General features: G+C 71.5%; 18 protein-coding genes. 9 read left to right on the forward strand and 9 right to left on the reverse strand.

The window, feature by feature from the left end; translation table 11 throughout:
* Positions 1–36: 36 nt before the first annotated feature.
* The gene (locus tag OIE75_RS20040) at positions 37–1,443 is read right to left on the reverse strand and encodes an ArsA family ATPase (RefSeq protein WP_307014006.1); all 1,407 of its coding nucleotides are present in this window, start codon (positions 1,441–1,443) and stop codon (positions 37–39) included.
* Positions 1,440–2,417, reverse strand: coding sequence for an ArsA family ATPase (locus OIE75_RS20045; RefSeq protein ID WP_329471660.1), 978 nt, complete (start codon positions 2,415–2,417; stop codon positions 1,440–1,442). The genes OIE75_RS20040 and OIE75_RS20045 overlap by 4 nt, the downstream gene beginning before the upstream one ends.
* 106 nt (positions 2,418–2,523) lie before the next feature.
* Here OIE75_RS20045 and OIE75_RS20050 point away from each other — a divergent pair, with 106 nt between their 5' ends.
* The 5 genes from OIE75_RS20050 (at position 2,524) to OIE75_RS20070 (ending at position 6,240) form a co-directional block, all read left to right on the forward strand.
* Complete coding sequence (locus OIE75_RS20050; protein ID WP_003975360.1) at positions 2,524–2,685, forward strand: DUF4177 domain-containing protein; 162 nt, start codon at positions 2,524–2,526, stop codon at positions 2,683–2,685.
* Positions 2,682–3,149, forward strand: a complete 468-nt coding sequence (locus OIE75_RS20055; protein WP_122616794.1) for a RidA family protein — start codon at positions 2,682–2,684, stop codon at positions 3,147–3,149. Before OIE75_RS20050 ends, OIE75_RS20055 begins: the two co-directional genes overlap by 4 nt.
* Positions 3,150–3,340: 191 nt before the next feature.
* Positions 3,341–4,411: an alpha/beta fold hydrolase gene (locus OIE75_RS20060; RefSeq protein WP_329471661.1), complete on the forward strand. Its 1,071-nt coding sequence runs from the start codon at positions 3,341–3,343 to the stop codon at positions 4,409–4,411.
* A 72-nt stretch (positions 4,412–4,483) separates the two neighbouring features.
* Entirely contained in the window at positions 4,484–5,401 is a 918-nt protein-coding gene (locus OIE75_RS20065; protein ID WP_329471662.1) for an NUDIX hydrolase, read from the forward strand.
* Positions 5,398–6,240, forward strand: coding sequence for an MBL fold metallo-hydrolase (locus OIE75_RS20070; protein WP_329471663.1), 843 nt, complete (start codon positions 5,398–5,400; stop codon positions 6,238–6,240). Before OIE75_RS20065 ends, OIE75_RS20070 begins: the two co-directional genes overlap by 4 nt.
* Before the next feature lie 6 nt (positions 6,241–6,246).
* On the opposite strand, the gene OIE75_RS20075 is transcribed toward OIE75_RS20070, so the two are convergent.
* A complete protein-coding gene (locus tag OIE75_RS20075; RefSeq protein WP_064729047.1) occupies positions 6,247–6,921 on the reverse strand; it encodes a Crp/Fnr family transcriptional regulator in 675 nt (224 codons plus the stop codon).
* 369 nt (positions 6,922–7,290) lie between these two features.
* Between OIE75_RS20075 and nth the strand changes: the two genes are divergently transcribed.
* From nth to OIE75_RS20090, 3 genes are read left to right on the forward strand one after another with little or no spacing between them, the layout of a single operon-like run.
* A complete protein-coding gene (gene nth, locus OIE75_RS20080) occupies positions 7,291–8,262 on the forward strand; it encodes an endonuclease III (protein WP_443078376.1) in 972 nt (323 codons plus the stop codon).
* Positions 8,263–8,314: 52 nt separating this feature from the next.
* Positions 8,315–9,028 carry an NUDIX hydrolase gene (locus OIE75_RS20085; RefSeq protein WP_122616798.1) on the forward strand — a complete coding sequence of 238 codons (714 nt, stop codon included), beginning with the start codon at positions 8,315–8,317 and terminating at the stop codon, positions 9,026–9,028.
* A 45-nt stretch (positions 9,029–9,073) separates the two neighbouring features.
* Positions 9,074–10,273, forward strand: a complete 1,200-nt coding sequence (locus OIE75_RS20090) for a MarP family serine protease (protein ID WP_307014012.1) — start codon at positions 9,074–9,076, stop codon at positions 10,271–10,273.
* Between the two features lie 16 nt (positions 10,274–10,289).
* Here the strand turns inward: OIE75_RS20090 and OIE75_RS20095 are convergent, their stop codons facing one another.
* The 6 genes from OIE75_RS20095 to OIE75_RS20120 form a co-directional block, all read right to left on the reverse strand.
* The gene (locus tag OIE75_RS20095; protein WP_161328747.1) at positions 10,290–10,481 is read right to left on the reverse strand and encodes a hypothetical protein; all 192 of its coding nucleotides are present in this window, start codon (positions 10,479–10,481) and stop codon (positions 10,290–10,292) included.
* Positions 10,482–10,608: 127 nt separating this feature from the next.
* Complete coding sequence (locus tag OIE75_RS20100; RefSeq protein ID WP_443078377.1) at positions 10,609–11,562, reverse strand: alpha/beta fold hydrolase; 954 nt, start codon at positions 11,560–11,562, stop codon at positions 10,609–10,611.
* Positions 11,559–12,047, reverse strand: coding sequence for a phage holin family protein (locus OIE75_RS20105; protein ID WP_053142649.1), 489 nt, complete (start codon positions 12,045–12,047; stop codon positions 11,559–11,561). The genes OIE75_RS20100 and OIE75_RS20105 overlap by 4 nt, the downstream gene beginning before the upstream one ends.
* Before the next feature lie 114 nt (positions 12,048–12,161).
* Complete coding sequence (gene nhaA, locus OIE75_RS20110) at positions 12,162–13,586, reverse strand: Na+/H+ antiporter NhaA (protein ID WP_307014013.1); 1,425 nt, start codon at positions 13,584–13,586, stop codon at positions 12,162–12,164.
* Between the two features lie 166 nt (positions 13,587–13,752).
* Complete coding sequence (gene acs / locus OIE75_RS20115) at positions 13,753–15,708, reverse strand: acetate--CoA ligase (RefSeq protein WP_307014015.1); 1,956 nt, start codon at positions 15,706–15,708, stop codon at positions 13,753–13,755.
* A 207-nt stretch (positions 15,709–15,915) separates the two neighbouring features.
* A complete protein-coding gene (locus tag OIE75_RS20120) occupies positions 15,916–18,285 on the reverse strand; it encodes a bifunctional SulP family inorganic anion transporter/carbonic anhydrase (protein WP_307014018.1) in 2,370 nt (789 codons plus the stop codon).
* A gap of 318 nt (positions 18,286–18,603) precedes the next feature.
* Between OIE75_RS20120 and OIE75_RS20125 the strand changes: the two genes are divergently transcribed.
* Complete coding sequence (locus tag OIE75_RS20125; protein ID WP_329471665.1) at positions 18,604–19,884, forward strand: polysaccharide deacetylase family protein; 1,281 nt, start codon at positions 18,604–18,606, stop codon at positions 19,882–19,884.
* The last annotated feature ends 2 nt before the right edge of the window (positions 19,885–19,886 follow it).

Consider the following 19,886-nt stretch of genomic DNA (forward strand, 5'->3'; position numbering starts at 1 on the left):
CCGCCGCTCCGGGGTCCTCGGACGCCCGGGTCGGAGTCAGAGGTCCGTCTCCGGCAGCTCGGGGTGGACCGTCGCGAGACGGACCCCGATGTCCCGCAGGCCCGCGAGGTCGTGCACGTCACCGGGTAGCGCGGCCACTTCGGTGACCGCCACCTCGGGATGACGCGCGGTGAAGCGGTCGCGCGTGCGCTGCTCGCGGGCGAGCAGATGCATCCGGTCCGCATGCAGCCTCAGCAGGCCCGAGGCCAGCTGGTCCACCGACCGCTCCGGCGTGTCCGCGTCCGGCGTGTCCGGGTCCTGCGGGCCTGCGTCCTGCGTGCCTGCGCCCTGTGTGTCTGTATCCGGCGGCGCTGCGTCCGGCGTCGCCGCGTCCGGTACGTCGCCCTCGTGGGTGTCTGAACTTCCGTACGTGTCGGGAGAGTTACGAATTCCAGCTTTCCCGCCGCCCTGATCCACAATGCGGGGATCCTCAAGATTTTCCGCGGCGGCGAGCGCCCGCTCGGCGGACAGCCGGTCGGCGCCGCTGCCGTGGACCCTGTTGAGCACCAGGCCGGCCAGCGGCATGTCCTCGGCCGCCAGGCGCTCCACGAAGTACGCGGCCTCGCGCAGCGCGTCCCGCTCCGGGGCCGCGACCACCAGGAACGCCGTGCCGGGCGCCTGGAGCAGCTTGTACGTCGCGTCCGCGCGCGTACGGAACCCGCCGAACATGGAGTCCATCGCCGCCACGAAGGTCTGCACGTCCTTCAGGAACTGCCCGCCCAGCACCTTCCCCAAGACGCCGGTCATCATCGACATGCCGACGTTGAGGAACTTCATGCCGGCCCGGCCGCCGACCTTCGCGGGGGCCAGCAGGACGCGGATCAGCTTGCCGTCCAGGAAGGAACCGAGGCGCTTGGGAGCGTCGAGGAAGTCCAGTGCCGAACGGGACGGCGGCGTGTCGACGACGATGAGGTCCCACTCGTCCCTCGCCCGCAGCTGCCCCAGCTTCTCCATCGCCATGTACTCCTGCGTGCCCGCGAAGCCCGCCGAGAGTGACGCGTAGAAGGGGTTGCCCAGGATCGCCGCCGCCCGCTCGGGATCCGCGTGCGCCTCGACGATCTCGTCGAAGGTGCGCTTCATGTCGAGCATCATGGCGTGCAGCTCACCGCCCGCCGAGTCGTCGACGCCCTTCACCCGGCGCGGCGTGTTGTCCAGCGAGTCGATGCCCATCGACTGGGCGAGCCGCCGGGCCGGGTCGATGGTCAGGACGACCACCTTGCGGCCCCGCTCGGCCGCGCGCAGGCCCAGGGCCGCCGCGGTGGTCGTCTTGCCGACCCCGCCCGCGCCGCAGCACACGACGATGCGGGTCTTCGGGTCCTCCAGCAGCGGGTCGACGTCGAGCACGCGCGCGGGGGAGAGGCGCCGCGCGCCCTCCTGGGGCCGGGCGGCCGGGTCCGGACTCATGCGATCCCCTGCTTCCGCAGCTCGGTGGCGAGTTCGTACAGGCCCGCGAGGTCCATGCCCTCGGCGAGCAGTGGCAGCTCGTGCAGCGGCAGGTCGAGGTCGGTCAGGACGGACCGCTGCTCCTGCTCCAGCGCGTACCGCTCGGCGTACTCGTCGGCCTGCGCGAGCAACGGGTCCACCAGCCGCTCGGCATGCCCGCCGCGCCGCGCCCCGCCGAGGCCGGCTCCGGACAGGGACCGTGCCAGCGCCCCGCGCGGGGTGCTCCGTACGAGGTCCAGGTCGGTGGCGTCCAGCACCTCGGGCCGGACCATGTTGACGACGACCCGGCCCACCGGGAGACGAGCCGCGCGCAGCTCGGCGATGCCGTCGGCGGTCTCCTGGACGGGCATCTCCTCCAGCAGCGTCACCAGGTGCACGGCGGTCTCCCGCGACTTCAGCACCCGCATCACGGCCTGCGCCTGATTGTGTATCGGGCCGACCTTCGCGAGGCCCGCCACCTCGTCGTTCACGTTGAGGAACCGGGTGATGCGGCCGGTCGGCGGGGCGTCCATGATGACGTAGTCGTAGACGAATCGTCCGCTTTTGTCCTTGCGCCGGACCGCCTCGCACGCCTTGCCGGTCAGGAGAACGTCCCTGACTCCCGGCGCGATGGTGGTCGCGAAGTCGATCGCGCCGAGCTTCTTCAGGGCCCGGCCGGCGCTGCCCAGCTTGTAGAACATCTGGAGGTAGTCCAACAACGCCAGTTCGGCGTCTATGGCGAGGGCGTACACCTCCCCGCCCCCTGGAGCGACGGCGATCTTCCGCTCCTCATAGGGCAGCGCCTCCGTCTCGAAGAGCTGCGCGATGCCCTGGCGGCCCTCGACCTCGACGAGAAGCGTGCGCTTCCCCTCGGTGGCGAGGGCCAGCGCGAGGGCGGCGGCCACCGTGGTCTTACCGGTTCCGCCCTTGCCGCTGACGACCTGGAGCCTGCTCACGTATTCGAGCGTAACCAGTCCGCGCGCGGAGTACGCCGGAGGCTGTGGACAACGTCGCCGTGGTCGGCCCGCGGAGGGGCCCCGGGCAACGGCTAGAGTCGGCCGTATGACCAAGTGGGAATACGCAACCGTGCCGCTGCTCGTCCATGCCACGAAGCAGATTCTGGACACCTGGGGCGAGGACGGCTGGGAGCTCGTCCAGGTCGTGCCCGGGCCGAACAATCCCGAGCAGCTCGTCGCCTACCTGAAGCGGGAGAAGCAGGCATGAGCGCCGTCGAGGCGAAGCTGGCCGAGCTCGGCCTGACGCTGCCCGAGGTGGTGCCCCCGCTGGCCGCCTACCAGCCGGCCGTGCAGTCCGGGCCGTACGTCTACACCTCGGGCCAGCTGCCGATGGTGGAGGGCACGCTTCCGGTCACCGGCAAGGTGGGTGCGGAGGTCACCGCCGAGGAGGCCAAGGAACTCGCCCGCACCTGCGCGCTGAACGCCCTGGCCGCCGTGAAGTCCGTCGCCGGTGACCTCGACCGCATCGCACGCGTGGTGAAGGTCGTCGGCTTCGTGGCCTCCGCGTCCGACTTCACCGGCCAGCCCGGCGTGATCAACGGCGCCAGCGAACTGCTCGGCGCGGCCCTGGGTGACAAGGGCGTCCACGCCCGCAGCGCGGTCGGCGTGGCGGTCCTCCCCCTGGACGCCCCGGTCGAGGTCGAGATCCAGGTGGAACTGGTCCAGGCGTAGCAGCCGGCGGCCGCGGGCCGCCAAGGGCGCTGTGCGGGACATCGGGTTTGTTGCCGACCCGGCAACAATCCTCGGCGCCTCGCCCTGGTGGCCCGCACGATCGGTGTCGGTGCCCCGGGCGGGGCGGGGCCGGCGGGAGGCCGGCCCTCCGGCTCGTACGGCGCCGGTCGTTCCATGCGCCAGGAGGAGTCATGCCGCAGTCGTCCGTGACCGATCAGACCGTTCAGCCGGATCGGGCCGTTCAGCCGGATCAGGCCGTCCAACCGGATCAGGCCGTTCAGCCCGTTCACCGTCTGGTGCCTTCGCCCGCGGGGCGGATCCACCTGGTGGAGCAGGGCAGCGGGCCCTTGGTCCTGCTCGTCCACGGTTTCCCCGAGTCCTGGTACTCCTGGCGCCGCCAGCTGCCCGCGCTGGCCGCCGCCGGTTTCCGGGCCGTCGCGATCGACGTACGCGGCTACGGGCGCTCCTCGCGGCCGGACGCGGTCGACGCGTACCGGATGCTGGACCTGGTGGCGGACAACGTCGCCGTCGTGGAGGCCCTGGGAGAGCGCTCCGCCGTCGTCGTCGGCCACGACTGGGGCGCGAACGTCGCCGCGCACTCCGCGCTGCTGCGGCCCGACGTGTTCCGCGCGGTGGGTCTGCTGAGCGTGCCGTACACGCCGCCGGGCGGCCCGCGGCCCAGCGACGTCTTCGCGGGGATGAGCGGGCCCTCCGGTCCCTTCGCCGGGCAGGAGTTCTACGTCTCCTACTTCCAGGAGCCCGGGCGCGCCGAGGCGGAGATCGAGCCCGACGTGCGCGGCTGGCTGGCCGGCTTCTCCGCCGCCTTCTCCGCCGACACCATGCCCCCGCCCGAGGCCCCGGACCCGCACTTCGTCGCCCCCGGAGGCAGGCTGCGCGACCGGTTCCCGGCCGCCGGGCGGCTGCCCTCCTGGCTGACCGAGGAGGAGCTGGACGTCTACGCGGCGGAGTTCGAGCGCACCGGCCTGACCGGCGCCCTCAACCGCTACCGGAACATGGACCGCGACTGGGCCGACCTGGCGGGACACGCGGGCGCCCCGGTCACCCAGCCCGCCCTGTTCCTCGGCGGCGCCCTGGACGCCTCCACGACCTGGCTGTCCGACGCGATCGAGGCGTACCCCACGACCCTGCCGGGTCTCAGCGCCTCGCACCTGCTGGACGGCTGCGGGCACTGGCTCCAGCAGGAGCGCCCCGACGAGACGAACCGGCTGCTCACCGAGTGGCTGGCCGGCCTCCCCGGCTGACGTCCGTCCCTGACGTCCGTCCCACTCCTGGGACCACTCGAACATCCGCCCGTCACCGGATAGCCTCCGGCCATGGCGAATCCGCAGGCGAACGGGCAGTGGTACCCACCGGAGTGGCCGGACCGCATCCGCGCGCTGGCGGCCGGCACCCTCACCCCGGTCGCCCCGAAACGCGCGGCCACGGTCATGCTCCTCAGGGACACCGGCGCCGGTACGGCCGTCCACATGCTCCGCCGACGCACCTCCATGGCGTTCGCCGGGGGCGCGTACGCCTACCCGGGCGGCGGCGTCGACCCGCGCGACGACGACCGCGCCATCGGCTGGGCGGGCCCCACGCGCGCGTGGTGGGCGGATCGGCTCGGCGTCGACGCGGCGGGCGCCCAGGCGATCGTCTGCGCGGCCGTACGGGAGACGTACGAGGAGGCGGGCGTCCTGCTCGCCGGCCCGACCGGCGACTCCGTGGTCGGCGACACGACCGGCGCCGACTGGGAGGCGGACCGCGCCGCCCTGGTCGCCCGTGAGCTGTCCTTCGCGGAGTTCCTGGACCGCCGCGGCCTCGTCCTGCGCTCCGACCTGCTGGGCGCCTGGGCCCGCTGGATCACCCCGGAGTTCGAGTCCCGGCGCTACGACACCTGGTTCTTCGTGGCCGTGCTCCCCGAGGGGCAGCGCACCCGCAACGCCTCCACGGAGGCCGACCGCACGGTGTGGATCACGCCGGCGGAGGCGACGGCCGGGTACGACAAGGGCGAGCTGCTGATGATGCCGCCGACCGTCGCGACCCTGCGCGGGCTCGCGGCCTGCGGTACGGCGGCCGAGGCGCTGGCGTCGGCGCCGGGCCGCGACATGACCCCGGTGCTCGCGCGGGCGCGGCTGGAGGGCGACGAGGTGGTCCTCTCCTGGCCGGGGCACGAGGAGTTCACCAAGCACGTGCCGAGTACGGCGCCGACGCCCGCGACGCCTGCCGACCCGACCGGGGGAGCCACCGCATGACGGACGCAGCAGCACTGCCCGGCCAGCCGAGGGGCGGCGTCCTCTCGGGAGCGGCCACCGCACGCGCGGTGAACGTCCTGGCGCCCAATCCCTCCGCCATGACGCTGGACGGCACGAATACCTGGATCCTCGCCGAACCCGACTCCGACCTGGCCGCCGTGGTCGACCCGGGCCCGCTGGACGACGTCCACCTGCGGAACGTCGTCGACACGGCCGCGCGCGCGGGCAAGCGCGTCGCGCTGACCCTCCTGACGCACGGTCACCCGGACCACGCGGAGGGCGCCGCGCGCTTCGCGGAGCTGACGGGCACGAACGTCCGGGCGCTGGACCCGGCCCTGCGGCTGGGCGACGAGGGGCTGGCGGCGGGCGACGTGATCGGCGTCGGGGGCCTGGAGCTGAGGGTCGTACCGACACCCGGGCACACGGCCGACTCGCTGTGCTTCCATCTCCCGGCCGACCGCTCGGTCCTGACGGGCGACACGATCCTGGGGCGCGGTACGACGGTGGTGGCCCACCCGGACGGCCGTCTCGGGGACTACCTGGACTCGCTGCGCCGGCTCAGGTCGCTCACGGCCGACGACGGGGTGCACACGGTGCTGCCGGGCCACGGGCCGGTCCTGGAGGACGCCCAGGGAGCCGTGGAGTTCTACCTCGCGCACCGCGCCCACCGCCTCGCCCAGGTCGAGACGGCGGTGGAGAACGGTCACCGGACGCCGGGCGAGGTCGTCGCCCACGTGTACGCGGACGTCGACCGGTCCCTGTGGCCGGCGGCGGAACTCTCGGTGCGGGCGCAGCTCGAGTACCTGGACGAGCACGGGCTCATCCAGCCACTCGGCTAGGGCGGGTCAGCGGGAGCGCTTGGCGAGCCGCTCCACGTCCAGCAGGATCACCGCGCGGGCCTCCAGGCGGAGCCAGCCGCGCCCCGCGAAGTCCGCCAGCGCCTTGTTGACCGTCTCCCGGGACGCGCCGACCAGCTGGGCCAGCTCCTCCTGCGTCAGGTCGTGCACGACGTGGATGCCCTCCTCGGACTGCACGCCGAAGCGGCGGGAGAGGTCCAGCAGGGCGCGGGCGACGCGGCCGGGGACGTCCGAGAAGACCAGGTCCGACATGGCGTCGTTGGTCTTCCGCAGGCGGCGTGCGACGGCGCGCAGCAGCGCCGTGGCCACCTCGGGGCGGACGTTCAGCCAGGGCTGGAGGTCGCCGTGACCCAGGGCCAGCAGCTTGACCTCGGTCAGCGCGGTGCCGGTGGCGGTGCGCGGGCCCGGGTCGAAGAGCGACAGCTCGCCGATCAGCTCGCTGGGACCGACCACGGCCAGCATGTTCTCGCGTCCGTCGGGGGACGTGCGGTGGAGCTTGACCTTGCCTTCCGTGACCACGTAGAGGCGGTCTCCGGGGTCCCCCTCGTGGAACAGGGTGTCGCCGCGGGCGAGGGTCACCTCACTCATGGAGGCGCGGAGCTCCGCGGATTGCTCGTCGTCGAGCGCCGCGAAGAGCGGGTTGCGCCGCAGAACGTCGTCCACGAGTTCTCTCCTTGTCGACCGGCTCAGAGGATCTTGTTCCCCCGGTGTACCAGGGGTCCGTGGTGCCCATTTTGCCGGACAGTCCAAACAGTGTGATCTGTCACAAGGATGCCGTACTGGTGTCCCGGGGTATGCGGCAGGGGTCCGATTGGACGTCGATCTTCGGGGTCCGGGGCGGATGTCGGTGCCGGGCCGTAGGCTGGCCGGGTGTCCAAATCGCCGGTGAGAGCACAGGCCGAGGGGGCTGCACGGGTGAGTGAACGTCGCGATTCCGCTGTGGGCGAACAGGGCCCCGATGGCGGTAGGGAAACGGCTAAAGCGACAAAGAGGGCGGCGCCTGCCAAGAGGGTGACCGCGGAGAAGGGTGCCGTGAAGAAGGCCGCGAAGAAGACCGCGCCCGCGAAGAAGGCCGCACCCGCCAAGGCCAAGCAACAGGCGCCCGCCAAGCAACAGGCGCCCGCCAAGAAGCAGGCGCCCGCCAAGAAGCCCGCCGTCGCCCCCCAGAAGGCCTCCGCCGCCGTAAAGGGCGTCGCCCCGGCGAAGACCGTCGCCGCGAAGCCGCCGCGCGGCGAGTCGCGCACCGCCCTGGTCCGCCGGGCCCGCCGGATCAACCGCGAGCTGGCCGAGGTCTACCCGTACGCCCACCCGGAGCTGGACTTCGAGAACCCGTTCCAGCTGGTCGTGGCCACGGTGCTGTCCGCCCAGACCACCGACCTGCGGGTCAACCAGACCACCCCCGCGCTCTTCGCCAAGTACCCCACCCCCGAGGACCTGGCCGCCGCCAACCCCGAGGAGGTCGAGGAGATCCTGCGCCCGACCGGATTCTTCCGGGCCAAGACCAAGTCGGTCATAGGGCTGTCGAAGGCCCTGGCGGAGGACTTCGGCGGCGAGGTCCCCGGCCGGCTCGAAGACCTGGTCAAACTGCCCGGTGTGGGCCGCAAGACCGCCTTCGTCGTGCTCGGCAACGCCTTCGGCCGCCCCGGCATCACCGTGGACACGCACTTCCAGCGCCTGGTGCGCCGCTGGCAGTGGACCGAGGAGACCGACCCGGACAAGATCGAGGCCGCCGTCGGCGCGCTCTTCCCGAAGAGCGACTGGACGGACCTCTCGCACCACGTGATCTGGCACGGCCGCCGCATCTGCCACGCCCGCAAGCCCGCCTGCGGCGCCTGCCCCATCGCCCCGCTCTGCCCGGCGTACGGCGAGGGCGAGACGGACCCGGAGAAGGCGAAGAAGCTGCTGAAGTACGAGAAGGGCGGCTTCCCCGGCCAGCGGCTGAACCCCCCGCGGGCCTATCTGGACGCGGGCGGGAAGGCGGCACCGCCGCTGGGGTCCGGGTGACGGAACGATCCCGGGGGCGTCGGGCGTTGGAGTCGGCAGGACGGGGGTGTGGATGACACGGGCGAGCGACACGCAGGGCCACGCGCGGGGCGCGATGCTCAGCAAGGAGGGTCTGCCGGACTGGCTGGACCCGGTGGTGCGGGCCGTCGAGACGGTGCGGCCCACGCAGCTGAGCCGCTTCCTGCCGCCCGCGGACGGTGCCGGCCGCCAGTCCGCCGTGCTGATCCTCTTCGGGGACGGCGCGGGCCGGGCCGGCCGAGGCCCCGAGCTGCTGCTCATGGAGCGGGCCGGTTCCCTGCGTTCCCACCCCGGCCAGCCGGCCTTCCCGGGCGGCTCCCTCGACCCCGAGGACGGTGATCCGCGGGGCGACGGGCCGCTGCGGGCCGCCCTGCGCGAGGCCGAGGAGGAGACCGGGCTCGACCCGTCCGGTGTGCAGCTCTTCGGCGCCCTGCCCAAGCTCTACATCCCGGTCAGCGGCTTCGTCGTCACCCCGGTGCTGGGCTGGTGGCGCGAGCCCTCCCCGGTCGGCGTCGTCGATCCCAACGAGACCGCACGGGTCTTCACCGTCCCCGTGGCGGATCTCACGGACCCGGCCAACCGGGTGACCACCGTCCATCCCAGCGGACACCGGGGCCCGGCATTCCTGGTCGAATCGGCGCTCGTGTGGGGCTTCACCGCCGGCGTCATCGACCGGTTGCTGCACTTCGCGGGCTGGGAGCGGCCCTGGGACCGGGACAAGCAGGTCCCGCTGGACTGGCGCGCATGACAGGGTGGCCTGCGTACCGAAGACGACAAGGCGAGGCCTGAATCAGTGAACGTGCTGGACATCCTGTTGCTGCTGGCCGCCGTCTGGTTCGCGATCGTCGGGTTCCGCCAGGGCTTTGTCGTCGGCATCCTGTCGGTGACCGGCTTCCTCGGAGGCGGTCTCGTCGCCGTGTATCTGCTGCCGGTCGTCTGGGACGTACTGACGGACAACGCGGAGGTGAGCACGACCGCCGCCGTCGTCGCGGTCGTCGTCATCATCCTGTGCGCCTCCGTCGGCCAGGCCCTCACCACGCATCTGGGCAACAAGCTGCGCCGGTACATCACCTGGTCCCCGGCCCGCGCCCTGGACGCGACCGGCGGCGCCCTGGTCAACGTCGTCGCCATGCTCCTGGTCGCCTGGCTGATCGGTTCCGCCCTGGCCCGGACCACGATGCCGACGGTCGGCAAGGAGGTACGGCAGTCCACGGTGCTCGGGGGTATGCAGGAAGTGCTGCCCGCGGGGGCCGACAGCTGGTTCGAGAGCTTCACGTCGGCCCTTGAACAGAACGGCTTCCCGCAGGTCTTCAGCCCGTTCGCCAACGAGTCGATCCCCGACACGCAGCCGCCCGACCCGGCGCTGGCGAACAGCCCCGTCGCCGACCGCGCCAAGCGGTCCATCGTCAAGGTCATGGGCACCGCCCCCGACTGCGGCAAGGTCCTGGAGGGCACCGGCTTCGTCTTCGGCGACCGCCGGGTCATGACCAACGCCCATGTGGTGGGCGGCGTCGACGAGCCCACCGTGCAGATAGGCGGCGAGGGCAGGAAGTACGACGCGACGGTCGTCCTCTACGACTGGCGGCGCGACATCGCCGTACTCGACGTGCCGGAACTGGACGCGCCCGCCCTGCGGTTCACGGACGAGGACGCGAGCCGCGACGACGGCGCGATCGTCGCGGGCTTCCCGGAGAACGGCGCGTACGACGTCCGTGCCGCCCGGATCCGCGGGCGCATCACCGCCAACGGCCCGGACATCTACCACCGCGACACCGTCGGCCGCGACGTCTACTCGCTGTACGCGACCGTCCGTCAGGGAAACTCCGGTGGCCCCCTGCTGACGCCCGAGGGCGAGGTCTACGGCGTGGTCTTCGCCAAGTCCCTGGACGACCCCGACACCGGCTACGCGCTCACCGTGGACGAGATCCGCGAGGACATCAGCGAGGGCCGCGCCGCCAACCAGCAGGTGGACAGCGACAGCTGCGCGCTCTAGGGGCCACGCGGGAGATCTACACCTGCGAGCCGCGCTGGTGGCGCAGTCGTACCGAGACCCAGCGGGCCCGGCGGCGCAGGATGAGGGGGATGCCCACTCGCGGGTCCGCACCCGCCAGTTGCGGGGTGCCGCCTCCTCGGTGGATGTTCATGCCGCTCGTGGAGCGGCCGTCGCGTGCTACGTCGTTGTAGTCGTGCGTCCAGCCCATACCGGGACGTGTGCCCCCGACCCAAGGTCGATAACCGCTCGGCGGGCGCCCAATTGGCCTATGCGCGAGGCAAGTGGCCGTTCATAGGACAAGCGTTCTGGTTCGGATACGGGATGCGTTCGTTCCGTCACCGATCGGGTTCGGGATCCTTCAGCCAGTTGATCAGTTCGGTCGAGAACGCGACCGGATCCTCCTCGTGAGGGAAGTGCCCGAGACCGTCGAACAGCCGCCAGCGGTACGGCGCTTCGACGTACTGCCCGGACCCGGCCGCGCTCCGCGTCCGCATCACGGGGTCGAGCGAACCGTGCAGGTGCAGGGTCGGCACGCGCACCGGCCGCTTCATCCGGCGGTAGAACTGGATGCCGTCCGGACGGGCCAGCGAGCGCACCAGCCAGCGGTACGGCTCGACGGAGCAGTGCGCCGTGGAGGGGACACACATCGCGCGCCGGTACGCCGTCACCGCCTCCTCGTCCAGCAGCCGCGGCCCCGACCAGTCGTGGAGCAGCCGGCCGACCAGCGCGCCGTCGTCCGCGGTGAGTTGACGCTCCGGCACCCACGGGCGCTGGAAGCCCCAGATGTAGGAGCCCGCCCGACTCTGCCGTATGTCTCCGAGCATGGCCGAGCGCCAGCGCCGGGGGTGGGGCATCGAGGAGACCGCGAGCCGCCGCACCAGCTTGGGCCGCATCGCGGCGGCCGTCCAGGCCAGATAGCCGCCCAGGTCGTGGCCGACGAGCGCGGCGTCCGGCTCGCCGAGCGAGCGGACCACCCCGGTGATGTCCAGGGCCAGGCCGGCGGGGTCGTAGCCGCGCGGGGTGCGGTCGCTGCCGCCGACGCCGCGCAGGTCCATGGCGACCGCGCGGAATCCCGCGTCGGCGAGCGCCACGAGCTGGTGCCGCCACGTCCACCAGAACTGGGGGAAACCGTGCAGCAGCAGCACCAGCGGCCCGTCGCCCAGCTCGGCGATGTGGAAACGGGCGCCGTTGGCCGCGACGTCCCGGTGGATCACCTCGTGGCCGCCGGGCATGGCCGGCCGGACAACCGAAGTGGGGGGCTGGCCCGAAGGGGTGGTGGAGCCGCTCATGAGGACGAGCGTGCCACAGCCTCGATGGCTTCGGGGGACCGGTCCGCGGGCAGCTCCGGACGCGGGTGCGGCTTGGCGTTCTGCAGGACGCCCGCCGACTGCTTCACCGAGGCGGCGACCTTCTGCGGGCCCTTGCCCTTCTTGGCCTTCTTCGCGAAGACGATGCCGATCAGCGCGAGGAGGGCCGCGACGAGGACGTTCGCCGCGAAGGACAGCAGGAAGCAGACGGCCATGTTCCAGCCGCTCCAGGTCCGGATGCCGTAGGCGAGCGCGAAGCTCAGCATCGGCAGCGAGAACAGGAGGACGGCTCCGGCCGCGGAGAACGCGCCGCCGCTCGTCGCCCCGCGCTTGACGTCCTGCCTCAGCTGCGCCTTGGCCAGCGCGATCTCGTCGTGCACGAGCGCCGACAATTCGGTGGTCGCCGAGGCGAACAGCTGGCCGATGCTGCGTTCGGTGCCGACCGGGCTGCCGTCGGGTGCGCTCATCGCGGTCTCCCTCTTCTGCTGGCTCATCTGCGTACGGTTTCGTGACGTCGTCCTCGGCCCCGATGCGTCCGGTCCGAGCGCGAACGGTCCCGTCTTTTGTACCGTCTCGTCAGATCATGCCGGACCGCCGCCCTCATCGCCTGCCCCGCCCTTCACTTCGGCAAGCCGTGCGGCCTCCATCTCCTCGGCGATCCGGCGGTGCTCGGCGGCCTTCTTCTCGTAGATCGCGGCCACGCGCAGGTGGTAGGCGGGGTCGTCCTCCTCGTAGATGTCCGGGACGCCGCTGAGGTCGTCGTCGCGCTCCTCGTTGGCCACCATCCCGCGGTACTTGGCGTTCCGTACCTTCAGCAGCACCGTCGCCAGGGCCGCCGCGATCAGCGAGCCGGTGAGGACGGCGGCCTTCACCTCGTCGGTCAGCGCCGCGTCGCCCTCGAAGGCCAGCTCGCCGATGAGCAGCGAGACGGTGAACCCGATGCCGGCCAGCGTCGCCACCGCGAACACGTCGGCCCATTCGAGGTCGTCGCTGAGCGAGGCCTTGGTGAAGCGCGCGGTCAGCCAGGTGCCGCCGAAGATGCCGACTGTCTTGCCGATCACGAGGCCCAGCACCACACCGAGGGTCTCCGGCCTGGTGAACACGTCGGCGAGCGCTCCACCCGAGATGGACACACCCGCGCTGAACAGCGCGAACAGCGGCACGGCCAGGCCCGCCGACAGCGGGCGCACCAGGTGCTCGATGTGCTCGCCCGGCGCGTGCTCCTCGCCCTCGCGCCGGTGGCAGCGCAGCATCAGGCCCATCGCGACACCGGCGATGGTGGCGTGGATGCCGCTGTTGTACATCAGCCCCCAGATCACGAGGCCGAGCGGGACGTACACGTACCAGCCGCGCACGTCCTTGCGCAGCAGCAGCCAGAAGACGCCGAGGCCGACGACCGCGCCGCCCAGTGCGGCGAAGTTCAGGTCGGAGGTGAAGAAGACCGCGATGATCAGGATCGCGAACAGGTCGTCGACGACCGCGAGCGTCAGCAGGAACGCGCGCAGGGCACTCGGCAGGGACGTGCCGATGACCGCGAGCACCGCGAGCGCGAAGGCGATGTCGGTGGCGGTGGGCACGGCCCAGCCGGCCAGGGAACCGCCGCCCGTGGTGGCGGTGACGGTGTAGACGAGGGCCGGTACGGCCATGCCGCACAGGGCGGCCACCACGGGGAGGGCGGCGGCCTTGGGGTCCTTGAGGTCACCGGCGACGAGTTCGCGCTTGAGCTCGATGCCGGCGACGAAGAAGAAGATCGCGAGGAGCCCGTCGGCGGCCCAGTGCGCGACGGAGAGGTCCAGGCCGATGGCCGCGGGGCCGAAGTGGAAGTCGCTGACGCTCTCGTAGCTGTCGTGCAGCGCCGGTATGTTCGTCCACACCAGTGCGGCGACCGCGGCGACCAGCAGCAGCACACCGCCGACGGTCTCGGTGCGCAACGCCTCCGCGACGTAGTTCCGCTCCGGGAGGGACAGGCGTCCGAAGGCTTTGCGGGGGGTGCGGGGCGCGGTCACGGGGAAGACCTCCGGTCTGTGGGCAGCACTGACACACTTGCCGACCAGACTTCCCGGCGCACCATGAGGATCTTGTTGGGTCTCTTACGCGTTTCTCACCCTACCCATACGACAAACGGAAAGGGCACCCGGCGGGTCGTCGCCGGGTGCCCTCGGAGCAGGGGGTTCAGTCCTCGCTGGGTGCCGCGGGGAGCTTCGTCTGGATGAGATCCATGACGGTGGAGTCGGTCAGGGTGGTGACGTCTCCGAGCTGGCGGTTCTCCGCCACGTCCCGCAGCAGGCGCCGCATGATCTTGCCGGAGCGGGTCTTCGGCAGCTCGGCCACCGGCAGGATCCGCTTGGGCTTGGCGATCGGGCCGAGCGCGGTGCCGACGTGGTTGCGCAGCTCGGCGACCAGGTCCTCGGACTCCGCCGCGGTGCCGCGCAGGATCACGAAGGCCACGATGGCCTGCCCGGTCGTCTCGTCGGCCGCGCCGACCACGGCTGCCTCGGCGACCGAGGGGTGGGAGACGAGGGCCGACTCGACCTCGGTGGTGGAGATGTTGTGGCCGGAGACGAGCATCACGTCGTCGACCCGGCCGAGGAGCCAGATGTCGCCGTCGTCGTCCTTCTTGGCGCCGTCGCCCGCGAAGTACTTGCCCTCGAAGCGCGACCAGTACGTGTCGATGAACCGCTGGTCGTCGCCCCAGATGGTGCGCAGCATCGACGGCCACGGCTCGGTGAGGACCAGGTAGCCGCCCCCGCCGTTCGGCACCTCGTTGGCCTCGTCGTCGACGACGGTGGCGGAGATGCCGGGCAGTGCGCGCTGGGCGGAGCCGGGCTTGGCCTCGGTGACGCCGGGCAGCGGTGTGATCATCATCGCGCCGGTCTCGGTCTGCCACCAGGTGTCCACGACCGGGGTCGCGTCCGCGCCGATGTTCTTGCGGTACCAGACCCACGCCTCGGGGTTGATCGGCTCACCGACCGAGCCGAGGACGCGCAGGGAGGACAGGTCGAACTTGGCGGGGATGTCGTCGCCCCACTTCATGAACGTCCGGATCGCGGTGGGCGCGGTGTAGAGGACCGTCACGCCGTACTTCTGCACGATCTCCCAGAACCGGCCCTGGTGCGGGGTGTCCGGGGTGCCCTCGTACATGACCTGCGTCGCGCCGTTGGCCAGCGGACCGTAGACGATGTAGGAGTGGCCGGTGACCCAGCCGACGTCGGCGGTGCACCAGTAGACGTCGGTCTCCGGCTTCAGGTCGAAGACCGCCCAGTGCGTGTACGCCGTCTGGGTGAGGTAGCCGCCGGAGGTGTGCAGGATGCCCTTGGGCTTACCCGTCGTACCGGACGTGTAGAGGATGAACAGCGGGTGCTCGGCGTCGAACGCCTCCGGCGTGTGCTCGGCCGACTGCCGGTCGACCGTCTCGTGCCACCACTTGTCGCGGGAGTCGTCCCAGGCGACGTCCTGCCCGGTGCGGCGGACGACGAGCACGTGCTCGACGATGCCGGCCCGCTCGGCGGCCTCGTCGACGGCCGGCTTGAGCGCGGACGGTTTGCCGCGCCGGTAGCCGCCGTCGGAGGTGATGACGACCTTGGCGTCGGCGTCCCGGATACGGGTGGCGAGGGCGTCGGAGGAGAAGCCGCCGAAGACCACCGAGTGGGCGGCGCCGATCCGGGCGCAGGCCAGCATGGCGATCGCCGTCTCCGGGATCATCGGCATGTAGACCGCGACCCGGTCGCCCTTCTGCACGCCCAGCTCAAGGAGGGCGTTGGCGGCCTTGGAGACCTCGTCCTTCAGTTCGGCGTAGGTGACGGCGCGGCTGTCGCCGGGCTCGCCCTCGAAGTGGATGGCGACGCGGTCGCCGTGACCGGCCTCCACGTGCCGGTCGACGCAGTTGTAGGCGACGTTGAGCTTGCCGTCCTGGAACCACTTGGCGAACGGCGGATTCGACCAGTCGAGCGTCTCGGTCGGCTCCTCGGCCCAGGTCAGCCGGCGGGCCTGCTCGGCCCAGAAGCCGAGCCTGTCTGCCTTGGCCCGTTCGTACGCCTCTGCCGTGACGTTGGCGTTCGCGGCCAGGTCGGCAGGGGGTGCGAACCTGCGTTCTTCCTTGAGCAGGTTGGCCAAGGATTCGTTGCTCACGACATCTCCCTTTCTCAGGGTTGTCCGTTGTGTCCCAGGCCACAGCTCATCAGACCCGGGGGGCCGGTGACAAGGGCCGACGGGCAATTGGTTTAGACCTGTCGTGTTCCTTTGCCGCGTTAGCTTCGCGGCCCTGGTCACCCGTACCCACGGACGCGGGCGGTGCCGAGTTCAGCCTCAGTAACGCCCGTCACACCCCGCGGGCGGTCAGACGGTCAGGTCCGTCTCCAGCACCCGCTCGAACACGGCCTCCCCGTCGCCCTCGGCGAGCAGGTAGGACTGGGCCTCGCCGACGTGGAAGTACATGCCGTGCAGTTCCAGATCGCCGGCGCCCAGGGCCCGGGACACCGACTCATGGGCGCGCAGGTGCTCCAACTGCTGGACCACGTTGGCCAGGCAGAGCTGCTCGGCCGCGTCGGCGGACCCGCGTCCCGCGAGCCGGGGCCGGGTGCCGTCGTCCTCGGGCAGGCGCTCCAGACTCGGCAGCCCGTGCCGCAGCCACCTCTTGAGTGGCGTCTGTCTGCCGCCGGGCTCGGCGCTGAGCAGCGTCTGCATGGCCCCGCACCCGGAGTGCCCGCACACGGTGATGGACCGCACCTTCAGCACGTCCACCGCGTACTCGATCGCGGCGGCCACCGAGTCGTCGCCCTCGTCGCTGGGCAGCGGTACGAAGTTGCCCACATTGCGTACGACGAAGAGGTCGCCGGGGCCGCTGGAGGTGATCATCGATGTGACCACCCGGGAATCGGCGCAGGTCAGGAAGAGCTGGGAGGGCTGCTGTCCCTCCCGGGCCAGCCGGGCCAGCTCGCCGCGGAACAGGGGGGCGGTGTTGCGCTGGAAGGCGCTGATGCCGCGCGCGAGTTCGCGTCCGTCGGCCGCACCGGGCGCCGTGTCGGCGGCGTCGCCGGTGAGGCCGCCGGCATCCGGCCGGCCGCCGCCGGGAGGGGGCGCGGTGGGCGGCCGTTCGCACTGATGGTTGCGCCAGGCGGTCCAGGGGCGGCAGCGGCAGTTGTCCCTGTCCGCCGGTTCGGAGATGCGGGTGCCGGGACGGCGGCCGGTGATGTCGACGGAGCCGCCCTGCGCGGTGTGCGTCCTCTGCCAGTCCTGCAGCGTCTCGAACGCCGCGTGGTCCATGAACGACCCGTCCAGCTCCACGACGGCGGTCGATCCGTGCGGCACCTGGTGCAGGATCCGGCTGAGCCGGGGCACCGCGAGGAACGTCAACTGGCCCCGCACGTGGACATGGTGGACCCCCTCGATCTCGTCGTGGGTGATGCGCATGCGGGTGAGCCGGTGCAGGGCCACGGCGACGGCGACGGCGATGCCCAGGGCGACGCCCTCCAGGACGCCGAGGAACACCACACCGGTGGTGGTGACCGCGTAGACCAGCACCTCACGGTGGCGGGTCACCGTGCGGATGTGGTTCAGCGAGACCATCTTGAGGCCGACGGCCATGACCAGGGAGGCGAGCGAGGCGAGCGGGATGAGCTCCAGGGCGGGGACCAGCAGGAGCGCGGCGATCACTACGAGAACGCCGTGCAGCATCGTGGAGTTCCGGCTGACGGCGCCCGCCGCCACGTTCGCGGAACTGCGCACGGCCACGCCGGCGATGGGCAGTCCGCCGAGCGATCCGGAGACGATGTTGGCGGCGCCCTGTCCGAGCAGCTCGCGGTCGAGGTTGGAGCGCTTCACGTGGCCGGTGAGCCCCGGCCGGGCGGCGACCAGCTTGTCCACGGCGACCGCGCCGAGCAGCGACTGCACACTGCACACCAGCGTGGTGGTGAGGACGGCCGCGACCAGCCCGAGCACCGGACCGTCGGGCAGCGTCGCCAGCGCGTGACTGCTCCAGGACGGCAGGTCGACCTTGGGCAGGCGGAGCCCGGCGAAGGCGGCGACCGCGGTGGCGCCCGCGACGGCGACCAGGGCGGCGGGCAACTTGCCCAGGAGCCGCCCGGCCCGGCCCGGCACGCGGGGCCAGAACGTCAGAAGGGTCAGCGTCAGCACGCTCACCGCCACGTCGGCGGGGCGCAGGTTCGCCAGTTGCGCGGGGAGCGCGACCAGGTTGTCGGGCACGGAACTCTGCGGGGTGCCGCCGAGGACGATGTGCAGCTGGGCGACGGCGATGGTGACGCCGATGCCGGCGAGCATGCCGTGCACGATGGCGGGGCTCACCGCGAGAGCCGAACGGGCCACGCGCAGGCAGCCGAGGCCCAGTTGGGCGAGGCCGGCGACGACGGTGATGGCGCAGGTCGTGCGCCATCCGTACTGCTGGATGAGGTCGGCGGTGACCACGGTGAGGCCGGCGGCGGGGCCGCTGACCTGGAGTGGGCAGCCGCCGATCCGCCCGGCGACGATGCCGCCCACCGCGGCCGCGACGAGGCCGGCCTGGAGGGGGGCGCCGGTGGCGAGGGCGATGCCCAGGGAGAGGGGCAGGGCGATCAGGAAGACCGCGATGGCGGCCGACACGTCGGCGCCCGCGACGCGGAAGCGCCGGGGGCCGCGGGGCGGCGGGCTGTGCGGTGGGTGGACGTGCTCGGTACGGGCCGGATCGGCGTGGGCGGGGACGCAGGCTGACATTTCTTCCCGTCTCCTCCGGGGCTGCGCGGTCGCGGTCATGCGGCCGTGGGTCACGGCGTACAGCGGCGGGATGCCAGAGCGCTCGGTGATTGCGCTCAGTAAACAGAGCGTAATTCAGGGTAAAGAAAAGGCATAGGCTTTTCGCGCAAATGGAGTAATGGGGCGCTCGCCCGAGTGAACCGGTTATTTCATCGGCTTGTCGTACTAATTCCTTCTCATTTCCGTGTCACCTTGACGGCGCTGACGGCACGGCCCGGCTCAGCACCCGACATCGCCTCGTCGGCGTTGGCCCGAGAGAAGGAAGAAGGTGGGCGGAACATGGCCACCACCCACAGGATGGCCGCGTGCACCGTGGTCGCGGCGGTCTGCGCCTCCGCGCTCGCCGGTTGCGCGCTCGACAGCGGCAGCGGTTCCGGCGAAGGGACACATGGCTCGCAGAGGGAAAAGGGGGAAGCCGCCCCGGCGCCGAAGAACGCGGTCCGCCTGATCGGCGACGGTTCCACCGCGTACACCGGGACGCAGCCGCACCTGCCGCGCCCCGAACGGCTCAAGCCCGGCCAGAAACCACCGCAGTTCGTGGTCTTCTCGTGGGACGGCGCGGGCGAGGACAGTCAGAAATTGTTCTCCCACTTCCGTGAAGTGGCCAAGGAGAACAACGCCACGATGACGTACTTCCTGAGCGGCGTGTATCTGCTGCCGAAGGAGAAGCGGGACCTGTACAGGCCACCGCAGCATTCCCCGGGCCGTTCCGACATCGGCTTCAACGACGAGCAGGGCATCGCCGACACCGTCGAGCAGTTGCGTATGGCGTGGCTGGAGGGCAACGAGATCGGCACCCACTTCAACGGGCACTTCTGCGGCGCCGGCGGCGGCGTCGGCGAGTGGTCGGTCGAGGAGTGGAAGGACGAGATCAGCCAGGCCAAGCAGTTCGTCAAGTCCTGGAAGACCAACACCGGGACGGACAACGCGTCGCCCCTTCCGTTCGACTACGACAAGGAGCTGATCGGCGCCCGCACCCCGTGCCTGGAGGGTCAGAAGAACTTCGTGAGGGCCGCGAGCGAGATGGGCTTCCGCTACGACAGCAGCGGCGTCAACAACCAGGTCTGGCCGGCCAAGAAGCAGGGCCTGTGGGACCTTTCGATGCAGCTCGTGCCGTTCCCCGGCCACTCCTACGAGCAGCTCACCATGGACTACAACTACATGGTCAACCAGTCGGGGACCACCACCCAGGGGGACCCCGCCAAGCGGGAGTTCTGGGGCGACCAGATGCGTGACAGCCTGCTCCAGGGCTTCCAGCGGGCCTACGACGGCAACCGCGCGCCCCTGATCATCGGCAACCACTTCGAGTCCTGGAACGGCGGCACCTACATGCGCGCCATCGAGGAGACCATCGAGCAGGTGTGCAACGAGAAGGAGGTGCGCTGCGTCTCCTTCCGGCAGCTCGCGGACTGGCTGGACGCACAGGACCCGAAGGTCCTGAAGAAGCTGCGCACCCTCGGCGTCGGCGAGGCCCCCGCGAAGGGCTGGACGCCCTTCCTGTCGGCCGCGCCCGCACCGGCACCGAAGGGCGTCCCCGGGGCACCGGCCGCCAAGCAGTAGCG

Origin of the sequence: Streptomyces sp. NBC_01723, assembly GCF_036246005.1 — a bacterium.
Lineage (GTDB): Bacteria > Actinomycetota > Actinomycetes > Streptomycetales > Streptomycetaceae > Streptomyces.

Excerpts from the sequence above, each read along its gene's own strand:
- OIE75_RS20055 (WP_122616794.1), top strand. The coding sequence starts at position 2,682 with ATGAGCGCCGTCGAGGCGAAGCTGGCCGAGCTCGGCCTGACGCTGCCC.
- OIE75_RS20040 (WP_307014006.1), bottom strand. The coding sequence starts at position 1,443 with ATGAGTCCGGACCCGGCCGCCCGGCCCCAGGAGGGCGCGCGGCGCCTC.
- OIE75_RS20065 (WP_329471662.1), top strand. The coding sequence starts at position 4,484 with ATGGCGAATCCGCAGGCGAACGGGCAGTGGTACCCACCGGAGTGGCCG.
- OIE75_RS20095 (WP_161328747.1), bottom strand. The coding sequence starts at position 10,481 with ATGGGCTGGACGCACGACTACAACGACGTAGCACGCGACGGCCGCTCC.
- OIE75_RS20105 (WP_053142649.1), bottom strand. The coding sequence starts at position 12,047 with ATGAGCGCACCCGACGGCAGCCCGGTCGGCACCGAACGCAGCATCGGC.
- OIE75_RS20070 (WP_329471663.1), top strand. The coding sequence starts at position 5,398 with ATGACGGACGCAGCAGCACTGCCCGGCCAGCCGAGGGGCGGCGTCCTC.
- OIE75_RS20085 (WP_122616798.1), top strand. The coding sequence starts at position 8,315 with ATGACACGGGCGAGCGACACGCAGGGCCACGCGCGGGGCGCGATGCTC.
- OIE75_RS20050 (WP_003975360.1), top strand. The coding sequence starts at position 2,524 with ATGACCAAGTGGGAATACGCAACCGTGCCGCTGCTCGTCCATGCCACG.
- OIE75_RS20125 (WP_329471665.1), top strand. The coding sequence starts at position 18,604 with ATGGCCACCACCCACAGGATGGCCGCGTGCACCGTGGTCGCGGCGGTC.
- OIE75_RS20060 (WP_329471661.1), top strand. The coding sequence starts at position 3,341 with ATGCCGCAGTCGTCCGTGACCGATCAGACCGTTCAGCCGGATCGGGCC.
- OIE75_RS20100 (WP_443078377.1), bottom strand. The coding sequence starts at position 11,562 with ATGAGCGGCTCCACCACCCCTTCGGGCCAGCCCCCCACTTCGGTTGTC.
- OIE75_RS20120 (WP_307014018.1), bottom strand. The coding sequence starts at position 18,285 with ATGTCAGCCTGCGTCCCCGCCCACGCCGATCCGGCCCGTACCGAGCAC.